23 protein-coding genes are annotated in these 25,061 nt (G+C 49.3%); 9 read left to right on the top strand and 14 right to left on the bottom strand.

Features of this window, described 5'->3' with window-relative positions:
• Both AC01YT_RS02320 and AC01YT_RS02315 read right to left on the bottom strand, forming a co-directional pair.
• A partial coding sequence (locus AC01YT_RS02320; RefSeq protein ID WP_476672607.1) for an SDR family oxidoreductase occupies nucleotides 1-707 on the bottom strand: 707 nt, incomplete at its 3' end.
• A gap of 26 nt (nucleotides 708-733) precedes the next feature.
• Entirely contained in the window at nucleotides 734-1,015 is a 282-nt protein-coding gene (locus AC01YT_RS02315) for a DUF503 domain-containing protein (protein WP_322806916.1), read from the bottom strand.
• A gap of 155 nt (nucleotides 1,016-1,170) precedes the next feature.
• Here AC01YT_RS02315 and AC01YT_RS02310 point away from each other — a divergent pair, with 155 nt between their 5' ends.
• Both AC01YT_RS02310 and lon read left to right on the top strand, forming a co-directional pair.
• Entirely contained in the window at nucleotides 1,171-2,538 is a 1,368-nt protein-coding gene (locus tag AC01YT_RS02310; RefSeq protein ID WP_476672606.1) for a bifunctional folylpolyglutamate synthase/dihydrofolate synthase, read from the top strand.
• 44 nt (nucleotides 2,539-2,582) lie between these two features.
• A complete protein-coding gene (gene lon / locus AC01YT_RS02305; protein WP_476672605.1) occupies nucleotides 2,583-5,114 on the top strand; it encodes an endopeptidase La in 2,532 nt (843 codons plus the stop codon).
• A gap of 3 nt (nucleotides 5,115-5,117) precedes the next feature.
• Here lon and AC01YT_RS02300 read toward each other — a convergent pair whose 3' ends face one another.
• The 9 genes from AC01YT_RS02300 to AC01YT_RS02260 form a co-directional block, all read right to left on the bottom strand.
• The gene (locus AC01YT_RS02300) at nucleotides 5,118-5,594 is read right to left on the bottom strand and encodes an ATP synthase F0 subunit B (protein ID WP_315623934.1); all 477 of its coding nucleotides are present in this window, start codon (nucleotides 5,592-5,594) and stop codon (nucleotides 5,118-5,120) included.
• A 63-nt stretch (nucleotides 5,595-5,657) separates the two neighbouring features.
• Entirely contained in the window at nucleotides 5,658-6,188 is a 531-nt protein-coding gene (gene coaD, locus AC01YT_RS02295; RefSeq protein ID WP_315623933.1) for a pantetheine-phosphate adenylyltransferase, read from the bottom strand.
• Nucleotides 6,189-6,205: 17 nt separating this feature from the next.
• The gene (gene recG, locus AC01YT_RS02290) at nucleotides 6,206-8,677 is read right to left on the bottom strand and encodes an ATP-dependent DNA helicase RecG (RefSeq protein WP_476672604.1); all 2,472 of its coding nucleotides are present in this window, start codon (nucleotides 8,675-8,677) and stop codon (nucleotides 6,206-6,208) included.
• Nucleotides 8,678-8,697: 20 nt separating this feature from the next.
• Complete coding sequence (locus AC01YT_RS02285; RefSeq protein ID WP_476672603.1) at nucleotides 8,698-9,561, bottom strand: DegV family protein; 864 nt, start codon at nucleotides 9,559-9,561, stop codon at nucleotides 8,698-8,700.
• 9 nt (nucleotides 9,562-9,570) lie between these two features.
• Entirely contained in the window at nucleotides 9,571-11,262 is a 1,692-nt protein-coding gene (locus AC01YT_RS02280) for a DAK2 domain-containing protein (RefSeq protein WP_476672602.1), read from the bottom strand.
• A gap of 36 nt (nucleotides 11,263-11,298) precedes the next feature.
• The gene (locus AC01YT_RS02275; protein ID WP_476672601.1) at nucleotides 11,299-11,655 is read right to left on the bottom strand and encodes an Asp23/Gls24 family envelope stress response protein; all 357 of its coding nucleotides are present in this window, start codon (nucleotides 11,653-11,655) and stop codon (nucleotides 11,299-11,301) included.
• On the bottom strand, nucleotides 11,652-11,966 hold the full coding sequence (locus tag AC01YT_RS02270) for a hypothetical protein (RefSeq protein WP_476672600.1): 315 nt from the start codon (nucleotides 11,964-11,966) through the stop codon (nucleotides 11,652-11,654). The genes AC01YT_RS02275 and AC01YT_RS02270 overlap by 4 nt, the downstream gene beginning before the upstream one ends.
• Nucleotides 11,967-12,004: 38 nt before the next feature.
• The gene (gene rpe / locus AC01YT_RS02265) at nucleotides 12,005-12,667 is read right to left on the bottom strand and encodes a ribulose-phosphate 3-epimerase (protein ID WP_476672599.1); all 663 of its coding nucleotides are present in this window, start codon (nucleotides 12,665-12,667) and stop codon (nucleotides 12,005-12,007) included.
• A gap of 6 nt (nucleotides 12,668-12,673) precedes the next feature.
• Nucleotides 12,674-13,735 carry a protein kinase domain-containing protein gene (locus tag AC01YT_RS02260; RefSeq protein ID WP_476672598.1) on the bottom strand — a complete coding sequence of 354 codons (1,062 nt, stop codon included), beginning with the start codon at nucleotides 13,733-13,735 and terminating at the stop codon, nucleotides 12,674-12,676.
• 110 nt (nucleotides 13,736-13,845) lie between these two features.
• Between AC01YT_RS02260 and cax the strand changes: the two genes are divergently transcribed.
• From cax to AC01YT_RS02245, 3 genes are read left to right on the top strand one after another with little or no spacing between them, the layout of a single operon-like run.
• Nucleotides 13,846-14,934 carry a calcium/proton exchanger gene (cax, locus tag AC01YT_RS02255; protein WP_476672597.1) on the top strand — a complete coding sequence of 363 codons (1,089 nt, stop codon included), beginning with the start codon at nucleotides 13,846-13,848 and terminating at the stop codon, nucleotides 14,932-14,934.
• Between the two features lie 16 nt (nucleotides 14,935-14,950).
• The gene (locus AC01YT_RS02250; RefSeq protein ID WP_476672596.1) at nucleotides 14,951-15,430 is read left to right on the top strand and encodes an SH3 domain-containing protein; all 480 of its coding nucleotides are present in this window, start codon (nucleotides 14,951-14,953) and stop codon (nucleotides 15,428-15,430) included.
• A 21-nt stretch (nucleotides 15,431-15,451) separates the two neighbouring features.
• Nucleotides 15,452-15,793, top strand: coding sequence for a gamma-butyrobetaine hydroxylase family protein (locus AC01YT_RS02245; RefSeq protein WP_476672595.1), 342 nt, complete (start codon nucleotides 15,452-15,454; stop codon nucleotides 15,791-15,793).
• A gap of 13 nt (nucleotides 15,794-15,806) precedes the next feature.
• On the opposite strand, the gene glnA is transcribed toward AC01YT_RS02245, so the two are convergent.
• From glnA to purB, 3 genes are all read right to left on the bottom strand, one after another.
• On the bottom strand, nucleotides 15,807-17,225 hold the full coding sequence (glnA, locus tag AC01YT_RS02240; protein ID WP_476672594.1) for a type I glutamate--ammonia ligase: 1,419 nt from the start codon (nucleotides 17,223-17,225) through the stop codon (nucleotides 15,807-15,809).
• 61 nt (nucleotides 17,226-17,286) lie between these two features.
• Nucleotides 17,287-18,507, bottom strand: a complete 1,221-nt coding sequence (locus AC01YT_RS02235) for a DUF362 domain-containing protein (RefSeq protein WP_476672593.1) — start codon at nucleotides 18,505-18,507, stop codon at nucleotides 17,287-17,289.
• A gap of 166 nt (nucleotides 18,508-18,673) precedes the next feature.
• Nucleotides 18,674-20,071 (bottom strand): adenylosuccinate lyase, encoded by a 1,398-nt coding sequence (gene purB, locus AC01YT_RS02230; RefSeq protein ID WP_476672592.1) that lies wholly within the window; start codon nucleotides 20,069-20,071, stop codon nucleotides 18,674-18,676.
• 176 nt (nucleotides 20,072-20,247) lie between these two features.
• Here purB and AC01YT_RS02225 point away from each other — a divergent pair, with 176 nt between their 5' ends.
• From AC01YT_RS02225 to AC01YT_RS02210, 4 genes are read left to right on the top strand one after another with little or no spacing between them, the layout of a single operon-like run.
• Nucleotides 20,248-22,119: a beta-alanine-activating enzyme beta-propeller domain-containing protein gene (locus tag AC01YT_RS02225; protein WP_476672664.1), complete on the top strand. Its 1,872-nt coding sequence runs from the start codon at nucleotides 20,248-20,250 to the stop codon at nucleotides 22,117-22,119.
• A gap of 24 nt (nucleotides 22,120-22,143) precedes the next feature.
• A complete protein-coding gene (locus AC01YT_RS02220; RefSeq protein WP_476672591.1) occupies nucleotides 22,144-23,046 on the top strand; it encodes a PP2C family protein-serine/threonine phosphatase in 903 nt (300 codons plus the stop codon).
• Nucleotides 23,047-23,055: 9 nt separating this feature from the next.
• Nucleotides 23,056-24,534 carry a DnaJ domain-containing protein gene (locus AC01YT_RS02215; protein ID WP_476672590.1) on the top strand — a complete coding sequence of 493 codons (1,479 nt, stop codon included), beginning with the start codon at nucleotides 23,056-23,058 and terminating at the stop codon, nucleotides 24,532-24,534.
• A gap of 3 nt (nucleotides 24,535-24,537) precedes the next feature.
• A complete protein-coding gene (locus tag AC01YT_RS02210) occupies nucleotides 24,538-25,056 on the top strand; it encodes an FHA domain-containing protein (RefSeq protein ID WP_476672589.1) in 519 nt (172 codons plus the stop codon).
• Nucleotides 25,057-25,061 lie beyond the last annotated feature (5 nt).

The following is a 25,061-nucleotide window of genomic DNA, read 5'->3' as shown; positions in this document are numbered from 1 at the left end:
GCCACGCGGGCAAATTCTTCGGGTTTTCCCATCCGACCTAACGGGCTTTCGCGCGATTGCTTTTGGATTTCTTCCTCAATCGTCGTGCCGTTCATTTCAGCACGGTTGCGCATCAGTTCAATGACCCGTTCGGTTTCGGTCCATCCGGGCAGGATAGAATTGAATCGAATTCCTTTGTGACCCAATTCCAATGCCAAGGATTTCGTTAATCCGACCGTGGCGGCGCGGATGCTGTTTGAGAGAATGAGATTGGGGATGGGTTGTTTGACGGCATAAGAGGTCACTGTAAGAACTGCAGGAGTGGTTGATTTTTCCAAATAGGGTAGTGCTGCCCGAATTAGGCGTACTTGGCTCATCAATGAAAGTTCTATTGCTGCATACCACTTATCGTCATCTAGGCTCGCAAAAGGACCAGGTGGGGGGCCTCCGGCGTTTGCGATGACAATATCCAATTGGCCATATGTCGAAACCACTTCCTGTACGAGGGTTTGAGCCATTTCTGGAGCAGTGATATCCCCGGGTATGGCCAGGACCGGATGCCCGGTTTGTTCTTGGATTGAGGCAACTGCCTTTTGTAAGGCTTCGGCATTGCGGCTGTTGATAGCCACACGGGCGCCCTCCTGGGAGAGCACCAATGCGGTGGCATATCCGAGGCCACGACTGGCTCCAGTGACTAAAGCAACTTTATTGTGTAAACCAAGATCCATGATGAATCCTCCGCGGTGAAGATTGCTTATAGGCATTCGATATGATGTTCAAGGATATCCATATCCGGCCAATTAGCGGCAGTGAAGTTTACCACTTTTTGTAACACCGAGTGGGCATGGGCGGTATCATTGCTGACCAACGCACAAGCGATGACCGCCTCCTGCCAAGCATCATGACAATCAACCTCGGCGGCGGAAATATTGAATTCGCGGTGTAGCCGATGCAGAAGGGGTTTGAGCCGGCTGCGTTTTTCTTTAAGGGAAAGGCAGGTAGGCAGATGTAAATGCATCGTCAAAACACCAATCATAGTCGTACCCTTACAAAAGGTTCTGCCATAACTCTAATCTATCTCTTAATTGACGTCAATAATTTGACCCGGATATGGTGAAAACCTTGCTTACTCTTCCTCTCTCCATTACAATCCCCCTGCATTGAGTACTAGATTGTGGATAGGATTATCTTATGTCTCCATTCACTTACCAACAAGCCCTAGATTACCTCTATAGTTTTGTGGATTACAGCCTGACCCGGCAGTTGCGGTATTCACCAGAGAAATTTGACCTGGGGCGGATGAAGGCGTTTTTGGAACTGTTGGGCAATCCCCATTTGAAGTATCCTACAGTTCATGTGGCAGGGACAAAGGGTAAAGGTTCTACCGCTGCCATGATCGCCAGCATCCTCCAAGCCGCGGGTTATAAGGTGGGTTTTTACAGTTCTCCGCATTTGGAGGATTTTGTTGAGCGGATCCAAATCAACCAAGTACCTTTGAGTCATGAAACGCTAGCGGAACTTGTAGATGAAGTGCGTCCATTTGTGGCTCAAATTGAGCGCTTGACCACTTTTGAGATCACGACCGCGGTTGCCTTTTTAGCCTTTCTCCGTGCTGGGGTTGATGTGGCTGTGATCGAGGTTGGCTTAGGGGGGCGGCTAGATGCTACCAATTTAGTGCAACCTGAGGTATCGGTAATCACTTCAATTTCGTATGATCACATGAAAGTGCTGGGAGAATCGCTGGGACAGATAGCCCGAGAGAAGGCTGGTATTATCAAACCCCATACCCCGGTGGTGGTTGCACCACAGTGTCAGGAGGCTTTGGCAGTTATCCGGGAGGTGGCAAAAGAGCGATTAGCGCCATTAATACTAGTAGGAGATGATTATCGTTACCGCCTTGCCGTTCATTCTTTAGACGGACAGGCTTTTTGGGTCTGGAAGGCAGCTGACCAACCCAAGGTGGATGAATGGATTGAAAATGGAGCTGAGCACGATGAGCCGCTCCGTTTTGAAATGCCGTTGTTGGGCGCCCACCAGGTGGATAATGCGGCCATGGCGTTTGCGGTGGCCGATATTCTGCGTTCACGGGGTTGGGAGATAAGCGATGTGGCTATCGCCAAAGGATTTCAGCACGTTAAGTGGCCGGGACGCTTTGAGGTGCTTTGCCGTGAGCCCTATTTGGTTGTGGATTCAGCGCATAACCAAGATTCGGCGCTTAAACTGAGATTGGCGTTAGAGGATTATTTTCCAGGCAAGAAGGTTGTATTAATCTTTGGGGCATCTGAAGATAAGGACATTGAAGGGATCTTACGAGAATTGTTGCCGAAAGTAAAAGGCGTCATTGCTACTCAGTCGTTTCATCCCCGCGCAATAGCCCCCGAAGTCTTAGTACAAATGGTACACCGCTTCGGTTATCCAGCGCGGGTTGTGGTTCCGGTTGAGGAGGCATTATCGTTGGCCATGAACCAAGTGGGTGATGACTCTCTGGTATTGGCGACGGGGAGCCTATTTATCGCTGCGGCAGTGCGGCAGACCTGGCGGGAGCACTTTCGGGTATAATACCCTGTCCGAAAATTCTTTAATGTTCTGAGCAGATAAGGCATATGAAGAAAAATCATTGGTTTCAAGACAACGAAGACGAGGATTTCAGCACCATTCTGCACCAGCGGACGGAAGAACTTTATCAAATTCCCGATGCAAAACCGGACCGCAAAGGTCTTATTGAGTGCAATGTGCTGATCTTGCGCGATATTGTCATTTTTCCACGCATGGTCTCGCCCATCTTTATTGCACCAGGACCGAACCTGTTGGCTGTGCAAGAGGCTCAATATAATTACGAGACCATGATCGCCTTGGTTTTGAAGGAGGTTGAGAAAGAAACCTTCGATCTGGAGGATTTACTACCCATCGGTGTTGAAGTGGCCGTTGGGCGGTTATTGACCATGCCCGATGGTAACTCTTCGGCATTAGTGCAAGGGCGCCGCCGGGTTGAGGTGGTTGAATTTGTACAAGAGGCGCCGTATTTACGTGTGCGGGCACGCCCAATAGAGGAAAGCGTGGAGGTAGACCGGCAGGTAGAGGCACTCATGCGCACCACGCGTGACCTCTTTGAAAAATGTGTTCAATTGGACCGTAGTTTACCTGAGGAGGCGCATCTCTTCTCGTTGAATATCCACGAGCCAGGCTGGTTGGCAGATATGGTCGCCACAGCCATCTCGTTGCCATTCCCGGAACGACGCGCGTTGCTGGTGCAGACGGATCCGGTTGAGCGTCTTAAGCGGGTGAATTGGCTCTTAGCCCAGGAATTGGATGTTTTACAGTTAGAGGATGAGATCCAGACGCGTGTGCAAAGTGAGGTTGATCGCACACAGCGCGAATTCTACCTGCGGGAGCAGATGAAGGCGATTCAGACCGAATTGGGCGAAGGGGATGTCTTTACCCGTGAGATTAATGAACTACGCGAGCGGGTGGAAAAGAAAGCCATGCCTGAGGAGGCCAAGACTCAGGCGTTAAAAGAAGTAGAACGTCTGGCTCAGATGCCTCCGATGTCGCCTGAAGTGAGTATTATCCGCACCTATCTGGACTGGCTGTTGGAGTTACCCTGGACAGAAGAAACCGAAGATAACCTGGATGTCAATCATGTCGCTGAGGTGTTGGAAAAGAATCACTACGGTCTAGGCAAAGCCAAAGATCGCATCCTGGAATATATTGCCGTACGAAGTTTAAAGCCCAAGCGTTTACGCCAGCCGATTTTGTGCTTTGTGGGTGCGCCAGGTACAGGTAAGACCTCTTTAGGCCGTTCTATTGCCGAGGCTCTTGGTCGTAAGTTCGTTCGTGTGTCATTAGGTGGGGTGCGGGATGAGGCCGAAATTCGTGGTCATCGCCGCACTTACATCGGTGCACTGCCCGGGCGTATTATTCAAACCATGCGTCGCGCAGGAACGATTAACCCTCTGTTTATGCTGGATGAAATTGACAAATTGGGGGCTGATTTCCGCGGAGATCCGGCAGCCGCGTTATTAGAGGTATTGGATCCGGAGCAGAATTTTGCCTTCTCGGATCATTATTTGGAAGTACCTTATGACCTCTCCAAGGTCATGTTTATTACTACCGCCAACACACTGGCGACCATTCCTCCGGCGCTATTGGATCGTATGGAAATCATTGAGTTTCCGGGTTACATTGAAGAAGAAAAGGTAGAAATTGCTAAGCGTTTTCTCATTCCGCGCCAACTGGACGAGAGCGGTCTGGAAGCCGGTGAGGTTGACTTCCAGGAAAAGGCGTTACGCAAAATTATCCGAGAGTACACCTATGAGGCCGGCGTACGTAATTTGGAACGTGAAATCGGGCAGATTTGTCGTAAAATTGCCCGATTGAAGTCCCAAAGGCGTTCATACCCACATCGCATTACCCCGCGCCTGGTTGAAACGTATTTAGGACCGCCTCAATTTTTTATGACCGAAGCTGAGAAAGAGGATGAGGTCGGCGTAGCAACGGCAATTGCTTGGACCGAAAATGGCGGTGAGATTATGCCGGTTGAGGTGCTCATTTTGGAGGGAAAAGGCAATCTCCAAATCACCGGCCAGGTCGGGGAGATTATGCAGGAATCGGCGCAAGCGGCACTCTCTTATGCCAAATCCCGCGCGCGTGACTTCAGCCTCGACCCCGACATCTTTGAACGCCTGGATGTGCACATTCATATTCCTGAGGGGGCGGTGCCTAAAGATGGTCCGAGTGCTGGGGTGACGATCGCTACCGCCCTGATTTCTGCCTTTACGGACCGGGGGGTCGCCAAAGATATTGGGATGACTGGCGAAATAACCCTACGTGGGCGCATCTTACCGGTGGGCGGAATTCGTGAGAAAGTTCTGGCAGCCCACCGCGCAGGGTTAAAGAAGGTACTCTTACCGGAACGCAACCTCAAAGATCTGGTAGATATTCCCAAAAAGGTGCGCTCGGATCTGGAAATTATCCCGGTTTCTCACATGGATCAGGTGATTGAGATTGCGTTACGGCCCCCAGACCGCAGTCACAGCCGGCGCAAGTCAGTGGTCAGGTTGGTTTCACAGGAATTGGCGCGCGAAAAACGGCGCGAGCGTGAAGAGGAAAGGCAAGCCGAAAGCGAAGAAGGGTAAGTATTATTGATTGGATGAGTTAGGAGGAGAGGGGTAACGTTCACTTTGCAAGGTGCGGATACCGTTGCGCACCTGGTTAAGCACACGTTCCAATTCTGCCTCAAGGCGGGTGAGTGTTTCGAGGACATACTCATCCGCCTCGCGGCGGGTTACATCGGCTTCTAAACGGGCCTGATTGATGATTTGCTCCGCGCGCGCTTGGGCGGCCTGGGTGATGGCATCGCGTTCGACGAGGGATTCGGCCTTCTCACGTGCTAACTGCACAATGCGGTTGGCTTCCTCTTGGGCTTGGGCCAGAATGCGGTCGCGCTGGGCAAGCAATTGCTGGGCTTTGCGAATTTCCTCCGGAATAGTAGCCCGCATTTGATCGATAATATCAATCAAGCGATCTTCATCTACCAACACGCTGTGGGTAAACCAGACCTGACGGCTTTGGTTGAAAAGTTCTTCCAGGCGATCCACCAGATGCAAGATGTCCATATCCTCCTCCTTACTCTTCCCTACCCCGATGCAATTTTCAGGCCAGTTTTCTGCTCATTGTTTCTAATCGCGTAGCGAATCGATGATTACAGGTTGATTTCCGGTTTTGTGAAAATTAGCACTGAATTTGGACCGTAACGCTTCGGCAACGTGTGCGGGCACCATGGTAGAAACATCTCCGCCTAAAGAAGCAATTTCACGAACGGTTGAAGATGAAAGAAAAGAATGTTCCTCGCTGGTGATCAGCGCAATAACCTCAATCTCGCGGTCAAGGCGATGGTTGGCCAATGCCATGCGGAATTCGTGCTCAAAATCCGAAAACACGCGTAATCCGCGCACGATGACCTGAGCGTTAACCTGACGGCAGAATTTGACCGTTAAGCCACTGTAACCGGTGACCTTAATTTTTGCTTCGCCATCGAACGCCTGGCGTACCAGCGCAATTCGTTCTTCTGGGCTGAAGAGGGCATTTTTGAGCGGGCGGTCGTATACGGCTACAATCACCTCGTCGAACAGGCGAGCGGCTCGCTGGGCAATGTCAATGTGACCGTAATGAATAGGATCAAATGTGCCGGGGAAGACTGCGCGAACCATTTTCTCTTCTCCTGAAACTAACTGATATCTCCCCGGCCACCTTGCCAGAATCGCTCAAAGTTAAGCCGCAAGGGTTGATGCTCTGGGAGGGATAAATCAGGGTCTTGTTCAAATAGCGACTGGGCTAAGTGGCGGGCTTTTTCGATGAGGTGCACGTTGGCCAAGTTGGCCATACGTAGTTCCGAATAGCCTGCCTGGCGTGTGCCCAAAAACTCACCCGGGCCACGCTGTTGAAGATCAAGCTCGGCTAGCAAAAAGCCGTCATTGGTTTCGACCATGGCCAAGAGGCGTTCATTTTCGATATCATCATTGGTCTCAGGGATGAGCAAACAGTAAGATTGGGCTTGCCCACGCCCAACACGCCCGCGGAATTGATGAAGTTGGGCTAATCCAAAACGATTTGCCCCTTCGATCAGCATGACGGTAGCATTTGGGATGTCCACTCCTACCTCGACAACGGACGTGGAGACTAGAATGTGGAAGTCACCATTCCGAAATGCGCGCATGATGCGATCTTTTTCTGCTGGTGGCAAACGCCCATGTAAAAGCCCAAGGCGAAGATCGGGGAAAATCTCGCGCTGCAGCCGTTCATATTCCTCAACTGCCGCCTTGGCCTCATCATTATTATTGTTTTGGCCTTTTTCGATCAAAGGATAGATAATAAAGGCTTGATGGCCTTTCTTTATCTCTGCCCGGATAAGTGCATAGGCGCGTTCGCGTTCCAGAGGAGAAAGCAAGTAGGTTTCTACGGGTTGACGCCCGCGGGGCATTTCGTCCATGACTGAGAGATCCAGGTCGCCGTAAATCGTCAAGGCCAGCGAACGCGGAATGGGGGTGGCTGTCATGACTAACAGGTGAGGGTTATTCCCTTTGAGACGCAACGCCGCACGTTGTTCCACGCCAAAGCGGTGTTGCTCGTCAATAATGACAAGTTCCAGGTCGGCAAATACGACCGGGTCTTCAATCAACGCATGAGTGCCAATGACCAATTTCACTGAGCCGTTAGCAAGCCCGGCTCGAATGGCTTCTTTCTCGTTCTCGGCGGTATCGCCCACGAGTAGGCGAATAGCATCCGGCGCAAGCAGGGGATTCTCGGGGTTTGAAAGCAATCGGGAGAGATTGCGGTAGTGCTGTTCGGCTAATATGCTAGTAGGGGCCATAAAGGCGGCTTGTGCTCCGTGATAAGTCACCAGGGCAATAGCCAGCGCAGCGACGATGGTTTTTCCGGAGCCAACGTCTCCCTGGAGCAAACGATTCATCGGGTGACCTGAACGCAGGTCATTACGAATTTCGGCCAACACACGCCGCTGGGCACTGGTGAGTTCAAACGGCAGGTTGGAAATGAGGCTTTCAAGCCACGAATCGGGAACCTCGAAGATAGTTGCTGTGTTGGCTTGCCAGGCGCGCTTTTGCTGTAGCACACCTAGTTGGAGCAGGAACAACTCGTCAAACGCCAGGCGGTCCTGAGCGGCTTTCAGGTCTTCATGGCTTTCGGGGAAATGAATGTTTAGTAGGGCGCGTGGCAGGGGCATTAACTCCCCGGCCTGGCGCGCCCACTCGGGAAGGTAATCCTGAATACGCGGGGCCCAGAAAGAGACGGTTTGATACATGATTCGGCGCAGCATCTTCTGGGTTACTTTGGCCGTGAGGGAATACACCGGTACAATGCGATTGGTGTGGAGGTGTTCCTGCTCCAGGGGCTCCCATTCGGGGCTGTTCATCACCAATCGTCCCAGGTACATATCCACTTTACCGGAGAGAACAATCTGCATGCCCGGGGTAATGGATTTTGCTAACCATGGTTGGTTAAACCAGTTCACCCGTAATGCGGCTGTGCCATCGCTGACGATGACCTCGGTCAGGTTGAGCCGACCTCCGCGCGTATCTCGGTTATTGACGCTTTGCACGGTGCCAATGACGGTTACCTCTTCGCCATAGCGCAGGCGATTAATGGGCTTGAGGCGGCTATAATCGTCATAACGACGAGGAAAGTAATAGAGAAGATCTTCTAAAGTCTCCAAACCCAGCTGGCGCAGGGTTTGGGCATAGCGTGGACCAATTCCCGGCAACACCGTGAGAGGGGCTTTAAGTCCGTGGGCTGGGAGGGTGTCGGCGGGCAGGGTATATCCACGTGATCGAGAGCGGGAGGAACTTTTACTCCTCTCGCGCTGCGTCTGGGAGGGAGAAGAAATTCCTGCGGGTCGGATCTGGGGTGAGGCTGTCTCGGTGGTTTCGGAGGCAGTTAGATTATTAATTCTTATGAGGAGAGTCTGCAAACATTCAGCCCGTTCCAGGACGGAGTAAGATGCATAGCCTTCCAAACAATGGATAACGTCTTGGATAAAATCTTCAGGCACCTCATCTTCGCGTGCCTCTTGCTGCCAGACCGGGAGGATTTTATCCAGGCCACCTAAAACTGCCCGGTTGTCGTAGCCACGCTCGGCCTCTAACCTGATAAATTTTTGGAGTTTCTGTAATGCGGGTAACATGTTTTTATTTTACCCTAATCTTAGGGTTCAAAAGCCTCGACGGCAATCAGGCATACGAACCGCGGACCGAAAAGTGTCATCATGGGAAGATTGGCTTTGTGCTCGGTAAAAGCAGTACTGGAAAACGTTTCGCCAACATATTGACGCAATAGATAAGATTCGCTCAGCGGTGCATTGCCGGTTTGGATCAGAGCCACGTGGGTGAGATCTTCAAACTCACTCAGAAATTCGATAAAAAACTCAACGGCGTGGCGATAGTTGCGCACTTTTTCGATGGGCACCAAGTGATCTTCTTCAAGAGTGAAAACCTGAATCAGATTTAGCATTTCTCCCGCGATAGCCTGGGGATGGGAGATTAACCCGTTATAAGCCAAATAGGAAAAGGCGGGTGTACACAGCAAGGTATAGATTTTGGGTACGTTTCGGCGCACCAGAGTTTCGATTTGGTCAAACGTGAGACCCTGAGAAATATATTGGGCTGTGGCTTGGACTAGCAAACCCAATCCTGCTGAAATGGTTTGGGCGTTAATGACAGCGATTCGGGAGGTGCCGTGAAGGATTTCAGCAGCTTGTAGCGCATTCTCATACGTTGGACTTAATTGGGCCGAATGGGTGATGACCAACAGGTGCGAAAAGCGTTGATGTAAAAGGAGATAGTGTTGATAAAATTCTTCCACCGACGGTGGACTGAGGTGAGGGGCTTTTTCCGGTTCCCACCCGATCAAGGTATGGGGAAGATCGAGCGATTTATTTTCGTGACATTCTCCAAGGGGGGCGCCCTGGAACGTAAGTGAAAAGTCAATTAAGATAATTTGATCTTGCCCAGGGAACTTGGGCTGAGGAAAATGGGCGGTAGTGTCGGTGAGGATGCCGATGGATGCCATAAAGATGATTCACTCGATGGAAAGGATCAATTGATAATGGGGTTGTCCCCCTTCATGAATCTCGATCTCATGGCGGGGGTAGATCTCGCGGATTTTATCTGCAATTTTATTGACTTCGGCTTTGGAGATATTTTGACCGTAAAAGATGGTAATCCGCTCACGGTCTTGTGCGTTGGCTTTTTCGAGCAACGTTAAACAAGCATCCATGATGTTGGGCGAGGAGCAGATTAGGTTGCCATTCAGTAGCGCAATGACCTCCCCTTGAGAAACCTTGACCCCATTGATTTCAACCGAACGGGTGGCAGTGGTGATTTCTCCGGTTTCGACGTCATGAAGTGCGGCTTCCATCTCGCTCACGACGGTGTCAAATTCACCATCGGGGTCATAACGTAATAAGGCGCTCAATCCCTGGGGTACGGATTTAGAGGGGATTACCGCGACCTTTTTGACCGTCATACTGGCAGCGTTTTTGGCGGCTAAAATGATGTTTTTGTTATTGGGGAGAATAATTACTTTATCGGTGGGTAAGTTTTCGAAGGCGCGCAGGATCTCTTCGGTGCTAGGATTCATGGTTTGCCCGCCCTCCACAATTGCGGCCACACCAAGGCTGGCAAAAATGCGGCTTAATCCGGCACCCGGGGATACAGTTACAACGGCAATTTGCCCTGGCTCAATTTTAGCCAGGTTGAGGCGGGTACCGGAGCCCTGTTCCTGTTTGCGTTCTTCGATTTGAGCGAGCAGGTTTTCGATGGAGACTTTGGTGATGGTGCCAAGTCCCATGACATAATCAATCGGGCGGTAGCGATTCTCGGTTGGGACATGGATGTGCATACGATACATTCCATCGCCTTCACCCACTTGGATGGATGTACCCATTTCTGCAAGGTCAGAATAAAACTTTTCTAAATCTAAGGGGGCAGTGGGGCGAAAGTCAACCACAACTTCGTAATCTTGCCCAGGCTCTATTTCTTCCATTGTCTCATCCATTTTCATCGCAGAAAGGGGTTGCACCACTGTGGTCAATGGTGTATCGAGTGGTAAACCTTTCACGAACCGCAACATTCCCTCAAGAATGAAGAATAAGCCCTTACCCCCTGCATCAACAACACCTGCTTGCTTGAGGATAGGTAGCAAATCTGGGGTCTTTTGCACCGAGCGGTTCGCTGCCTCGACTAGGGCTTCAAGCATTTCGACGTAAAGATCTTTTCCCTCAAAACTTTCGGCAGCCTGGGCAATATCTTTGATCACAGTCAGAATAGTGCCTTCCACCGGGCGAACGACGCCTTTATATGCGGTGTTGCGTGCTTCCGCCAGGGCTTTAACCAGAAGAGGGGCATCCATTACCTCAAAGTTATCCAATGCGCGGGCAAATCCGCGCCAGATTTGGGAGAGGATCACACCTGAGTTACCTCGTGCTCCAAGCAGAGCCCCCTGGGCGATAGCATGAGCAATTCTGCCAATATTATGTTCACCCAAGGTGGCGATTTCGTTATAGGCCGCCTGCAATGTAAGGACCATATTGGTTCCAGTATCACCATCAGGCACTGGGAAAACATTCAGGGCGTTTACCGTCTGTTGGTTGTTGCGCAGCCAGGTTAATCCTGCTTCGAGGAGGGCTTTTAGCCCTTGTCCGTCCAGGGTGGGTGACTCTAGTAACTTGCGTCCATCCGGAATGGGGGAAAATTGAATCTCATGGCCCATGTGTTTACAACCTTACCTCTACCTTAGGATTGGAATTCAATCGGTATTGCTCACACGCAAACCGCGAATGTGCACATTGACTTCTTTGACGGGTAACCCGGTGCTCTTTTCGATCTGATAACGCACATTATCGGCTACACTGGAAGCAACGGTTTGAATGCGTGTGCCATATTCGACAATGATATAGAGATCAATGACCACTGAATCATCAGTGAAATGGACATCCACACCATGCATAGGTTCTTTAACCAAGACCTGCGCGATCCCTTCGGCAAGATTCTTAGGGGCCAGGCCGACCACCCCATAAGACTCAAGTGCAGCATGATAAGCAATGGTCGCAATTGCTTTTGGCGAAAGATAGATGTTACCATATGGATTGGCCGACTGCTTCATTTCTGCCCACCCTTCCTTCTTATCAGTTTAACCGAATAGGTTGAAATTCGATGCGGAGTGTGATAAAATTCGCCATTGCTGATTAATTCTGGATGCGGAAAGGATTGATAACCATGGCAAAGTGTGAACACTGTGGTAAAACGACGACCTTTGGCCACCGGCGTTCCTTCTCTATGCGCGCCACCAATCGCGCTTTTAAGCCTAACTTGCAGCGTGTTACGCTGTTTATCAATGGGCGCAAGGTGCGTAAGACGTTGTGCGCTAAGTGCATCAAATCCCTGGCCAAAACTTCGTAGTTGTTTCTCTTTCATCATCTCTTGAACAAAAATTGCGGCGTCAGCCGCATTTTTTATTTTACTGCAGTACGCAACGATTTTACCCCCGCTTGAATACCCTGGGGGTGATTAAAGATGGCTGTGGCTGCGACAAAAATGCGCGCGCCAGCCTGATAGGCCATGGGAAGTGTCGCCGCATTTATGCCTCCATCCACCTGGATTAGGGCTGAACTGGGGTGCCGCTTGAGCATGGCTTTTATTTCTGAGATCTTTGTGACACTCTCAGCCAAGAAAGATTGACCAGAGTAACCCGGGTTGACTGTCATAACCAGGATGAAATCTACTACTGGAAGAAGAGCACTGATCGCACAAGCGGGAGTGCCAGGGTTAAGCACGATGCCCGCTTTAGCCCCAAGGCTCCGAATCGTTTGTAGGGTGCGGTGGATATTGGGGTTGCCTTCGACATGGACACTAACATAATTTGCACCGGCGCGAATAAAGGCCTCTACGTAGCGCTCCGGTTTTTCAATCATCAGGTGCACATCTAAGGGCAGAGAGGAAATACGGCGACATGTTTCAACGATGAAAGGTCCCATGGTGATATTAGGGACAAAGTGACCGTCCATAACGTCAATATGCAACCAATCCACCCCGGCGGCTTCAGCTTGAGCAATTTCATCGGCCAGGTGAGCAAAATCAGCAGAAAGGATGGAGGCGGAGAGAATAATGTCGTCCATAATACCTTAGCGGGGAGGGTTAAACGTGAGCCATATCCACAGCCAGAATGGAATCAGCCCGCCGACGGCAATAACAGCCAACAAACCCAGCAGGATTGTAATCCAGTCAATGTTTTGCGTATCATCTGTGTTTTGAACAGGAGGCACTTCGCTTAGGGCATAAGCGGGAGATACCGTTTGAGATTCGGGAGGGGGTTGCGTAATTTCAGAATTTTGAATTTTTTGTAGCCAGTCTTCCAAAACAAGAGCCAATTGCTGAGCAGTGCGATAGCGCCGCGCGGGCTCTTTTTCCAGAAGTTTGAGCACTATTGTTTCAAGTGAGGACGGAATGCTGGGGTTCAAAGTACGCGGAGGACGAGGGGGGGCTTCACGATGTAATCGCGCAAGTTCGACTGGGTCACTGGCATAAAAGGGAGGTTGACCGGTGAGTAATTCATAGAGCACAACCCCAAGCGAATAAACATCGGAGGCGGGGGTAGGGGGGGTGCCGGTGGCCTGTTCGGGTGAGAAGTAGAGTGGGGAACCCCAAACCACATCGGCGCTCTCGTGGGGTTGAATTGAAGCAATAGCCCGCGCGATGCCAAAATCAGTCACCTTAAGCGTTCCATCTGGGGTGACCAACATATTGTGGGGTTTTACATCACAATGAATGACGCCCATACGATGAGCGTAACCGATACCCCTGGCGGCTTGAATCACCAGCTGAACGGCTTGATCGAAAGGTAGAGGGCCTTGGTCTTTGAGAATACTCTTGAGATCCGTGCCCGGTACATATTCCATCACCAAATAAAGGGCGGCCGTGTTTTCGTCATAACCGAAGTCGTACACCGTAACGATGTTGGGATGGGAGAGGTTAGCGGCAGCGCGGGCTTCATTTTGGAAGCGTTCGCGGAAACCTGCCTCACGAGAAAAAGGCTCACGAAGGACTTTTACTGCTACTCGCCGATCAAGCGTTTTATCGTGCGCCAAATAGACTAAAGCCATTCCGCCGCTTCCAATCACGCGTAGAAGGCGATAGCGTCCACCTAATGTCGGCAATGTTTGAACGTTAGAGCCTGCTTTGTCCATTCAGGACCGATTATATCATACCCCGCGTGGCATAAGTTTCAGCCTGCGTTTTGGGTCATACCGTGGTAAATTATATGGGATTGTGAAATCTGGGAGTGGGAGATTAAACGTTGGCAGTAAAAATAGGTGTTTTACTCAAAGATCCAATGAAATGGTTGCTGACAGCAGCACTTTTAGCCATTCTGGCAAAGATCCAGGGATGGGGGGATTATTGGGTGTTTGGACTGTCGGCGCTTGGACTTATTCCTTTAGCCGGGTTAATCGGTGAAGCCACTGAAGCCCTGGCTAGTCATACTGGTCCCAGAATCGGAGGATTACTGAATGCCACACTTGGTAATGCAGCTGAATTGATCATTACTCTGGTGGCTATTCGAGCGGGGTTGTTGGAATTGGTCAAAGCCTCGATTACCGGCTCTATCCTGGGCAATCTGCTGTTTGTGATGGGCTTATCCATGTTGGTGGGGGGCTTAAGACATGGGGTGCAGAAATTTGATCGTCGTCAGGCGTCTAATTATGCCATTCTATTGCTGATCTCCGTTGTAGCATTATTGGTACCTTCATTATTCAGCCACTCCATTGGACCAGAGAATAGCCCAGGCGTAGAAGCGCTTAGTTTAGGGGTGGCAGGAATAATGATTATTCTATATACTGCTGGGTTGATTTATAGTTTGCGGGGGGCGAGAAATCCGGTCGCAATAAGTGGGACACAAATGGAAATGGTGGTGCCGCATTGGGGGGTAAGGACAGCGGTAGGGGTCTTAGCTGTTGCAACGATTGGCGTAGTGGTTTTGAGCGAACTCTTGGTCGGGGTGGTGGAACATGTGGTGGCTTCACTGGGCGTTTCTGAATTCTTTCTAGGGATAATCCTTATTCCGGTCATCGGAAATGTGGCTGAGCACCTGGTTGCAGTTAATGTTGCGGCACAAAATCGGATGGAATTGAGCCTTGAGATTGCAGTGTCCTCGAGTCTTCAAATCGCTTTGTTTGTTGCGCCATTGTTAGTGTTTGTCAGCCTCATCATGGGTAATCCACTAACATTGATCTTCAATCCCTTTGAACTCATTGCGCTTACAGCCACGATTTTCATTGCTGCTCTGGTGGCAATGGATGGCGAATCAAACTGGTTGGAGGGCGCGGCGTTACTTGCGGTTTATTTGATTTTGGGGTTGGCGTTTTTCTTGCTACCCACAAGCGGTTAGGGAGGTGGCAAAAGCCATGTCGAAACCTTCTCTAGTTGTCTTAATCGCCGCTGGCATAGGTTTGGGGGGATTGGGGTTTGTGATATTGCTGGTTTTAATGATCTTGCTCCATACCGGCTCTACCCCGGCTATCGAAGTTACTGCTGTTTATACGATCATCCCTGCTCCCACCTCAACTTCGCTACCGGATGCATTCCAAGCGCCTACGGCGACGTCAACCATAGACCCACTTCTAAATCCAACCGGAATTCGATTGGGAGGGTATGTTCAGGTTTATGGGACCGGGGGTGAAGGACTGCGGTTGCGCATGAAACCAGGTACAAGTTCAGCCGTGATGTTTTTAGCCATGGAGGAGGAAGTGTTTCAGGTTTTGGATGGCCCGGTGCCGGCAGATGGTTATGTGTGGTGGTATTTGCAAGCCCCCTACGATAAAAATCGAAGTGGATGGGCGGCGGCAGATTTCTTAAAAATTGTGGAATTGACTCCACAACCATAATCTTACCGTGGAGAATTGATCATGTCCTATTATCCAGTCTCGATTTCTGCTAATAAAAGCGCAGGTTGGCTGAAAATCACTTGGGATGACGATCATGTCAGCACATACCCTTTCGGTTTACTACGAGCGGCATGCCCATGTGCCACATGCCGAGGGGGGCATGAATACATGCGGTCATCCCCTGACCCCGAGGTCTTTGATGTGATATTGCCCGATTCACCAGCCACACGCCTGAAAAACATTGAGCCGGTGGGGAACTACGCTATCACCATTGAATGGGAAGATGGACACCATTTTGGTATTTATCGTTGGGATTATCTCCGCGAGCTATGTCCTTGTCCCGAATGTCGTGGCATGGCTTGATTCCTATGAGGGATTACAGGTTGTAATAAAGTTCAATCTCATAAGGGTGAGGGCGTAAGCGAACCTGATTTTCCTCATCCAATTTTTTTCGAATCCAATCCTCAATTAGATCAGTTGTAAATACCCCACCTTGAAGGAGAAATTCATGATCGGCCTGGAGAGCCTTGAGTGCTTCTCCTAACGAGGCGGGGAGACTTTTGATTGTTTTGCGTTTCTCAGGTGACCAGGAGAAAACGTCCTCGTCAATAGGACCAAAATGATGCTCTGAAGGGTCTATATGATGGCAAATGCCATCTATGCCGGCCATCAACATGGCGGCCATGGCCAGGTAGGGGTTACAGGTTGCGTCAGGCGGGCGAAATTCAAAACGGAAGGTCTCTGGTTCGGTCGCATATTTTGGAAGACGTATAGCAGCGCTGCGATTGCCGCTGGAGAAGAAGCAGTTGACTGGAGCTTCAAACCCCGGGACTAAGCGACGGTAGGAGTTCGTTGTAGGATTGGTAAACGCCAGTAATGCAGGGGCATGGTAAAGCAAACCGCCAATATAGAAGCGCGCCTCCTGACTGAGATGATCAGGGGCATTGGGATCATAAAAAACGTTTTTCCCATTCCGTTTCAATAATTGGTGAAAATGCATGCCGTTCCCGGCTTCACCATATAGCGGTTTTGGTAAGAAGGTTACAGATAGTCCCTCGCGCCAGGCTGTCATTTTTGTGACATATTTTATGAGCAAGGTGGCATCAGCAGCGAATAGCAACTCCATTAGAGGGATTTCAATTTCACATTGACCGGGTCCTCCAACTTCATGGTGGTGGTATTTTACAGGTAATCTCAGTTCTTCAAGATAATTGACCATGCGGGCGCGGAGGTTGAAGAGTTGGTCATTAGGAGGAATGGCATGATAACCCCTGTGAAGGGCAATATAATGCCCATGTCCTCCAGTACTGCTTTTCCACGCCGATTCGATGGACTCGACCCGATATGAGGACACATTGATGGCATTCTCAAACTCAACATTGCTGAAGATATAGAATTCAAATTCAGGACCCCAAATGGATTGGTCGGCGATCCCAGTTTGTTTAAGGTAAGATTCGGCGCGGCGAGCAATTTCACGCGGATCGCGCGAAAAAGGTTCACGTGTATCTGCTTCATGAACATTGCAGATGAAACTTAACGTGGGCTGTTCCCAAAAGGGGTCCTGGAAACCCGTAGTCAAGTCTGGAATGAGCACCATGTCGCTCGCCCGCACACTCTTAAAACCTACACTAGAGCCATCAAAACCAACTCCATGGGTGAGCAAATCGGGGGTGAATTCGCGCGCCGTAATAGTGACATGACGCCAGCCGCCCCATAAATCGCAGAACTTCAAATCTATTTGATGTATATGATGTTCAACAATGTAAGCCTGGGCTTCCGAAAAATTTTTGAACATCTTTACTCCATGAGGTAAGATTTTCACAGCCTGTGGTTTCCACAGGCTGTGAGGTTCAAGGTCAATGCCGGGATCGTTGGCGCCGTCGGTGCCCCAGCACACCAAAAAGCAATATCAATCCTCCCAAAGCCGCTGCAGCCTGCAGTACAGTTTTCGGCTCCATGCCCGGCATCACGACTTGGCCATCACCATAGGATTTAAAAAGTTTTCCCCATTTTGTCTGTAATGCTGCCTCAACACGCTTGCGACCGATAAAAGGATACCAATAAACGTTGTGATAGAAGTTACTGGCAAAATAACTCCAAGGCACCAGGGGGCTTTGTAAAAGGATTTTCTCAAAAGGTTTGAGCGGGCCATGATAGATCATTTTCTGCCCGCGGGAGGCAAATGTGTCTTCCTGGACAAAATTCCACGGAGGTTCCTGCTCGATATCGTAGCCCACAATCTCTATCTGGCGCGGGTTTCCAATACCTAGATCAAGTTCATGGGCGATGCGGATGAAAGGGATGCTAAGGGGATCAAACCCCTGAAGTTTAGCCGAAACGGCATCAATAGCGACTTGGTCGGCAGAAGCAAGCAAAATATCTTTTTCGTGCCAGCGCATAGCCCGAGGACCAGGGCCATCACCAGCGAAGGTGCCATCCATAACCGCAAAAATGCCCGGATGGATTTCTTGCTGAATCATCAGCAAGTCAACAAGCGTCTCGTGAATGACACTATGAGTCCAGTGACGGTTGCGATGAAGAAGCCCGCCAAAAGCATTCTTCATGGCTCCCGTGATGGTCGTAAATACATGGGTTTTCACCGTTGGAAGGTGAACAATGTTTATCCCAATAAGATCTTTGGGAATATAAACACCCTCTGGGTAGACTTTATCCAGAACCAAGAAGGGACGGGTGCGGGGCTGATAACAAATCCACTCAAATTGATCTTGATAAAGATAGAGACAAGGCACCTGATATTTATCGGTGATGTAGCGATGTTTGTTATTGTATTCACCCACCCTGGTATCTACGACCACTGTATCATTATGAATGCCCACCAAGTCTTGGTATCCCATGTTACGCAAGGCCAGGATCACTCCTTCTAATTGCCAGGGCGTCGTGGAGCAAGCGGGGTACCAGGTTTGCCAGGAAATATTGATTTTCAAGCCTGTCCTTATGCCATGGGGAAGGGCTAGTTCCACGCCAGCCATTCTCATCAGCCGTTCGATGTCTTCAAGTACGATCTCGGGTTTGGTTTTGAGAACGGCGACTTTACCCTTACCGGGAAACTGACTCACCAGAGGACCTCCCTAGAATGATTCTTTCAGTTTATGCCTAGCGGATATTAATCCACGAAGTCTTACATAAGCATTTTAGCCAAGCCCAGAAAGGTCGTCCAGTTGTTTTCGTCACCCTCGAGCTATGCGTTTATCACTCAACAGCGCGGGAAAAACGGATAGGGATCTATGAGTTGATTTGTTGACGAATGCGCTGGGCTAATGCCAAGGCACGTTCGACAGACGTTCCAAGATATTGCGCTGTGTTTTGGAAAATTTCCAATATTTCGTCGGTCGCGAGATAGTTTAGCAGGATTTCATCCTGACTGAGCATTTGAGGAAGAGGATTGGGTTGACCTTGTTGTAAGGCTCTCCATGCCATTAGCGCATGCTGGCGTAAATGCTCATGCATGGTTTGACGGTCGGCACCTTTTTTGACCAGATTCATAAGCACGCGTTCCATGGCCGCGAACGGTAGGTAATTGCTGAGGTTGCGATGTATGGCAGTCTCATCAACTTCTAGTCCTTTCAAAATTGTGAGCGCGCTCATCAGAAGTTCATCGGTCACTAGAAATGCCTCAGGAAGGATGAGGCGACGGTTGGCCGAATCGTCCAAGGTGCGTTCGAGGAGTGAGTGGGCAGCATTTTGCCAAGCAATTGAGGGGTAGGTAGCTAAAAGTCGGGCTAAGGAGTTGATGCGCTCAGCGCGAATCGGATTTCGTTTAAAAGGCATAGCCGATGAACCAACCTGGGTGGTACCAAAGGGTTCACGCCATTCTCCGATCAATGGGTTTTGAAGCAGACGCAGGTCGAAGGCAAACTTATAGAGGGTTGCTCCCAAACTGGCCAGCGCACTGAGGATGACAAACTCCTGTTTTCGGGGGTAGGTTTGGCTGGCAATTGGATAAAAAGGCAAGTTTAGTTTATGGCTGAGAAGTGATTCAAAGCGTTCGAGATTTTCAGCACCAATAAGTTCGGCGTATGATGCTGCACTCCCCACAGCCCCCTTGAAACCTTTGCCTCGAATCTTACCTTGCAATTCACTCAGAGTCTGATAATCCTCGAGAAGATCTTGCGCATAAAGGGACAGACGGTAGCCAAGAGTAATAGGTTCCGCGGGCTGTAAATGCGTATAGCCGATGATGGGCAGATCGGCGTAGTGTTCAATTTTATCGGCGAATATGGCTAGTAAAGAGGAGAGTTTTTCAAGCAATAACCCCAGCCCTTGGCGTAAACGCAAGGCTTCGGCGTTATCCTCAATATCCATTGACGTTGCGCCAAGGTGAAGCACTTTTCCACCCAATGAGCATTGCTCAGCGAAGGTTTTCAGTTCAGCCATGAGGTCGTGTTGAATTTCGCGTTCAATTTCGAGGGCACGTTGCAGATCAATCGCATTTTGATGCTCACGCAGGTCTTGTACTTGCTCCGGCGATACTAACCCAAATTCTGCTTCTGCTTCTGCCAAAGCGACCCAAATCCGACGCCATAGTTGACGTTTAGTATGCTCGCTCCATAGCGTCCGCATTTCCGGGCTTCCGTAACGCCAAGAGAACGGGGATTGGTATGATATTGGGGCAAGGTTCACGGTTAGGGCCCTCAGTAGAGCGGAATTGAAAATCTAACTTTTGAAATTATAATTTATTAAGGTCGCTGGACAATCGTAAGGGGAGTTGAGCGGGATAGATCGTTTGGATTTATTCGTGCATAGCATATAATAGATAAAAACATTTTCCAGTTTATCGGGGCTCGAGGGAGGCAACTCTGGAAACTCAACGTATTACTCAAAGTTTTGGTGGAGGCGGTGTAAACCGCCAACTTCCTCCCGGCTATGTGCTTGTTGATCGGTACTTGATTCAGGAAGTAATTGGTGTGGGAGGAATGGGCTCAGTTTATCGAGCCCGTGATTTGCACTTTCCTAATGTGGTCAAAATTGTTGCGGTGAAAGAGATGATCAATCAGGCGCGCGATCCTATGGTGCGCCAAACCATTTTGCACAATTTTGAACGTGAGGCAAATTTACTGGTTACGCTAAATCATGTTGCCATTCCTAAAATTTTCGATTATTTTACCCATGACGAACGTTCTTACTTGGTCTTGGAGTATATCAATGGAAAAGATTTGGAAGCCATCTTAAATGAAACAGAGGGTTTCCTACCAGAGGATCAAATAATTAAGTGGGCAATCGAGATTTGTGATGTATTAGATTATCTTCATAATCACAAACCCGAGCCGATCATCTTTCGAGACATGAAGCCTTCCAATGTCATGATTAATCATAATGGGCACGTGATGTTGATTGATTTTGGTATTGCCAAAATCTTCCGTGAAGGTCAAAAAGGTACGATGATTGGCACAGAAGGTTATAGTCCACCCGAACAGTATCGAGGTGAGGCAACGCCTGTGGCTGATATTTACGCTCTCGGCGCAACACTACACCATCTACTGACAAAACGCGATCCGCGACTAGAACCTCCCTTCTCATTTTCCGAACGCCCAATCCGCAAGATTAACCCCAGTGTTTCGCCGGAATTGGAGGCAGTCATTAATACTGCGCTCCAATACAACCCCACAGATCGTTTTCCTTCTGCGATTGCAATGAAAGAAGCCTTGCTCGCCGTTGCGCGCAAGACGGGGATCCTTTCCCGCATCACATTACCCGTAACAATGAAAGAGGAAAAGATCAAACCGTTGTGGGTGTTTAAGTGTGAGGATGAGGTGAGAGGATCGCCGTTTTACGATAATGGGGTAATTTACATTGGTTCATATGATAATAATCTGTATGCTCTGGATGCCACCAGGGGGGAATTTCATTGGAAGTTTCCCACTGAAGGTGCTATTGTTGGCCGGCCAATCGTTTATCAGGATATGGTGCTAATTGGCTCTAAAGATTCTAATTTATATTGCATCTCGGCTAAAACCGGAAAGCTTCTATGGAATCATAAAACAGATGGGGCTATTCATAGTTCCCCACGGGTGGGCGAGGGACACGTTTTCTTCGGTAGCGATGATGGCTACTTATATGCGATTAACCTGACTTCTGGACGTCGAGCATGGCGTCTTGATGCGGGTGAAGCGATTCGCTCGACGCCCTTTCTGACCAATGAATTTATTTACTTTGGTACTGAGGCTGGTGACTTCCTGTGTGTGGATTATCGGGGGCAAATTAAGTGGCGCTTTCGCGCCAAACGGGCGATCACCTCTTCGCCAACCGTGACCCAAGGTATGGTGTACTTTACGTCGCTAGACGCGTCATTTTATGCCCTGGATTCAAAATCGGGTTGGATGATTTGGCGTTTTCGGATGGGTAAGGGCTCTGTGTCCTCACCCTGTCGTGTAGATAATTTTGTGTTTGCAGGTTCTGCCGATGGATTTATCTACTGCCTGGACGCCAATACATCTAAAGAAATCTGGCGTTTCCAAACCGATCACCAGGTTAGTGGTTCTCCTGTGATCTACAAAGATAGTTTATATTGTGGCTCGGCAGATGGGAATCTCTATTGTTTAGACTATAAGACGGGGAAATTGCGCTGGAAGTTTGCGACTGATGGCCCGATTACAGGTACACCTATGGCTTTTAATAATGTGATTTATTTTGGCTCGGCGGATCATATGGTTTATGCATTGCTTGCCTGATCCCAACTTCGGTGGGAGGAAGAGGTGATTAAATTTTTAGAACGTTTACTTAATCGGCAAAAACCGAAATCCTCAGGAGATGAGAGCGGATTTGTTCAAACTGCTCCCTTGACCGAGGAGCAATTGCAACCAGTTACAGTAATGCCATTAGTTATAGAACCGGCTCATTTACTAGTCGGGGTCGGACAATCGGTGGGCAAGCAACGTGAGCGAAATGAGGATGCTCTCTTTTCGCTCTCCTCAATTTTATCCGATGGAAACTTAGAATTGCCTTTTGGGGTTTTCATCGTTGCAGATGGGATGGGAGGGCATGAACATGGCGAGATAGCCAGCGGTGTGGCGGTACGAGCCATGGCTGAATTTATTTTGTCCCGTTCTTATCTACCCTTTTTATCCATGGAAGACCGCCAGCGCAGCAGTTTGCAAGAGGTGATGGAAAATGGTGTTGTTCAGGCTCAACAGGCAGTAGTTAGGTATGCGCCAGGTGGGGGGACAACGCTAACGGCTGCCTTAGTGGTAGGCGAACAGGTCACTCTGGCTCATGTGGGGGATAGTAGGGCATATTTTGTTTATCCCGATGGACGAATGCAGGTTGTTACGCAGGATCATTCTTTAGTACATCGTTTAGTGGAATTGGGGCAACTTTCAGAGCAGGAAGCGCAGGTTCATCCTCAAAGAAATGTGCTCTATCGTGCTTTGGGGCAATCTGAACCCTTTCGACCGGATATACACACCCATCCAATGCCTCGCCCGGGCTTTTTACTTATATGTAGTGATGGGTTATGGGGGGTGCTCTCTGAGAAAGAAATGTTTCAAATTATTACTAGCGCACGTAACCCAGCCATAGCGTGTAAGAACTTGGTGGATGCGGCAAATGCGGCTGGTGGACCAGATAATATCAGCGTTATTTTAGTTCAATACCTTTAACAGTGGGTTATGACGACAGGGATAGCCGAGTACTATAATCTCCTACGAGTTCCTATAGATGCAACGGCAGAAGAAATACGTTCAGCCTATTTTGCTGCGACTCGTGCTTATCATCCCGATGTTAACCCTGCACCGGAAGCGCGCCAGCTATTTATACGGGTACAGGAAGCTTATGAAGTGCTATCGAATCCTCAACGGCGTGCTACTTATGACGCGAATATTCCGTCAGACCTTCGCAAGCCCCCGCCTGTTGCCTTAGAATGGATACTGAGCCGCACGGTTATTCCACGACTGAATGAACCACAATTGATCTACCTCATGCTCGATCTAAGGGTTACAACTTTAGAACCGACCGTAGGCCCTCCTGTTCATATTTGTTTAGTAGTTGACCGCTCGACTTCAATGCGGGGTGAGCGGATCGAGATGGTTAAGCAAGGCATTGGACACTTGGTCCGTAACCTAGGACCTAATGATTTAATCTCATTAATTGCATTTGGTGATCGTGCAGAGGTCATTCTTCATGCTACCCCTGTTCAACATCAGATTGATATCCTACACGCCGTTAACCAGTTGCAGGTTAGTGGAGGTACTGAAATTCTACGCGGAATTGAAATGGCGATTAACCTCTCTCGCTATGCCAACCATTTGAACAACACGAGCACCCAAATTTGGTTGATTACCGATGGACATACTTACGGCGACGAGCAGGCAAGCATTGAATTGGCGGCGAGTGCACGCCAAGAGGGAATTACTATCAATGCCTTTGGAATTGGGGAGGACTGGAATGATGACTTTCTAGACGCCCTTACAAGCATTGCAGGCGGAAGTGCTCATTATATTCAACATGTAGAGGATCTGTACCTGTGTTTTGAACGCAAAGGCAGAAGTACTAAGCAAACCTTTGCACGAGGATTAGAACTCTACTTCACAAACGATTCGGGAATCAACATCCGCTATGCGTTTAAATTGGGAGATGAGGTTGCACCTCTGGTCGTTGAGCCGCCAATGCCTTTGGGGGATCTGTATTATGATCAAAAAATGAATGTTGTGTTAGAGTTATTGATTCCGCAATTATCTCCAGAGATCACCGAGATTTATCTTCTGCGCGGTAAGCTAACAATGGAGATTCCATCTCTGGAGGCGCGCTTTTGGCGCATTCCCTTTTCGGTTGCTTGTGAAGTCAGTGATGAGGTGGGATCTGTTCCTGTTCCAGAAGTCCTTCTTCAGTCTTTATCGCGCTTGACACTTTACCGTATGCAAGAGAGAGCACGTCAGGAAATTTCTGTGGGAGAAATTTCTCGAGCGGCCCGGCGTTTACAGTATTTGGCGACCCATCTACTGGCGAAAGGTGAACGAGCTTTGGCCCGCACCGTGCTGTTAGAAGCTGAACATTTACATCGTACACACCAGTTGAGTGGTGAGCGTGGAAAACAAATCAAGTATGGCACGCGATCTCTTCTCATGTTGCCCGAACCACGTAAGGAATAGGCTATGATCACCTGTCCAAATTGTCATCATCAGGAATTGCCAGGCACACTATTTTGCAGTGAATGTGGGGCCCAACTTGTGGTCATGGATCGTAGTGCAACCCAGACCTTTAATACGGTGCAATCTGATTATTTTGAGAGAAAGCGATCTAAGCCGTTGTCTCCCGTTCTAGAAAGGGGAGAAAGTCCGGCAACTACGACGGTAATTGCTCTGCGTATTGTAGACTCGGATGAAATCATCCATCTGGGTGGGCGATCAGAGATCACACTGGGGCGGGTTGTGGAGGGACAGCCGATCTTGCCAGACATTGATTTGAGCCCTTATGAGGCTTATACCCAAGGGGTTTCGCGTTTGCATGCGGCGATAAAGATTACCCCCCAGCGAGTCTCGATTATGGACTTGGGATCGTCTAACGGCACGCGGGTCAATGGCCAGAAAATCGTGCCTCATGTAGAATATCCGCTAAACAATCATGATATTGTTGCTCTCGGTAAATTGAAAATCCAGGTTATTATTCAATAGGCGAG

Source organism: Thermanaerothrix sp. (assembly GCF_056331585.1).
Note: the sequence above shows the minus strand (reverse complement) of the source record. Positions and strands in the feature narration are given on the sequence as shown.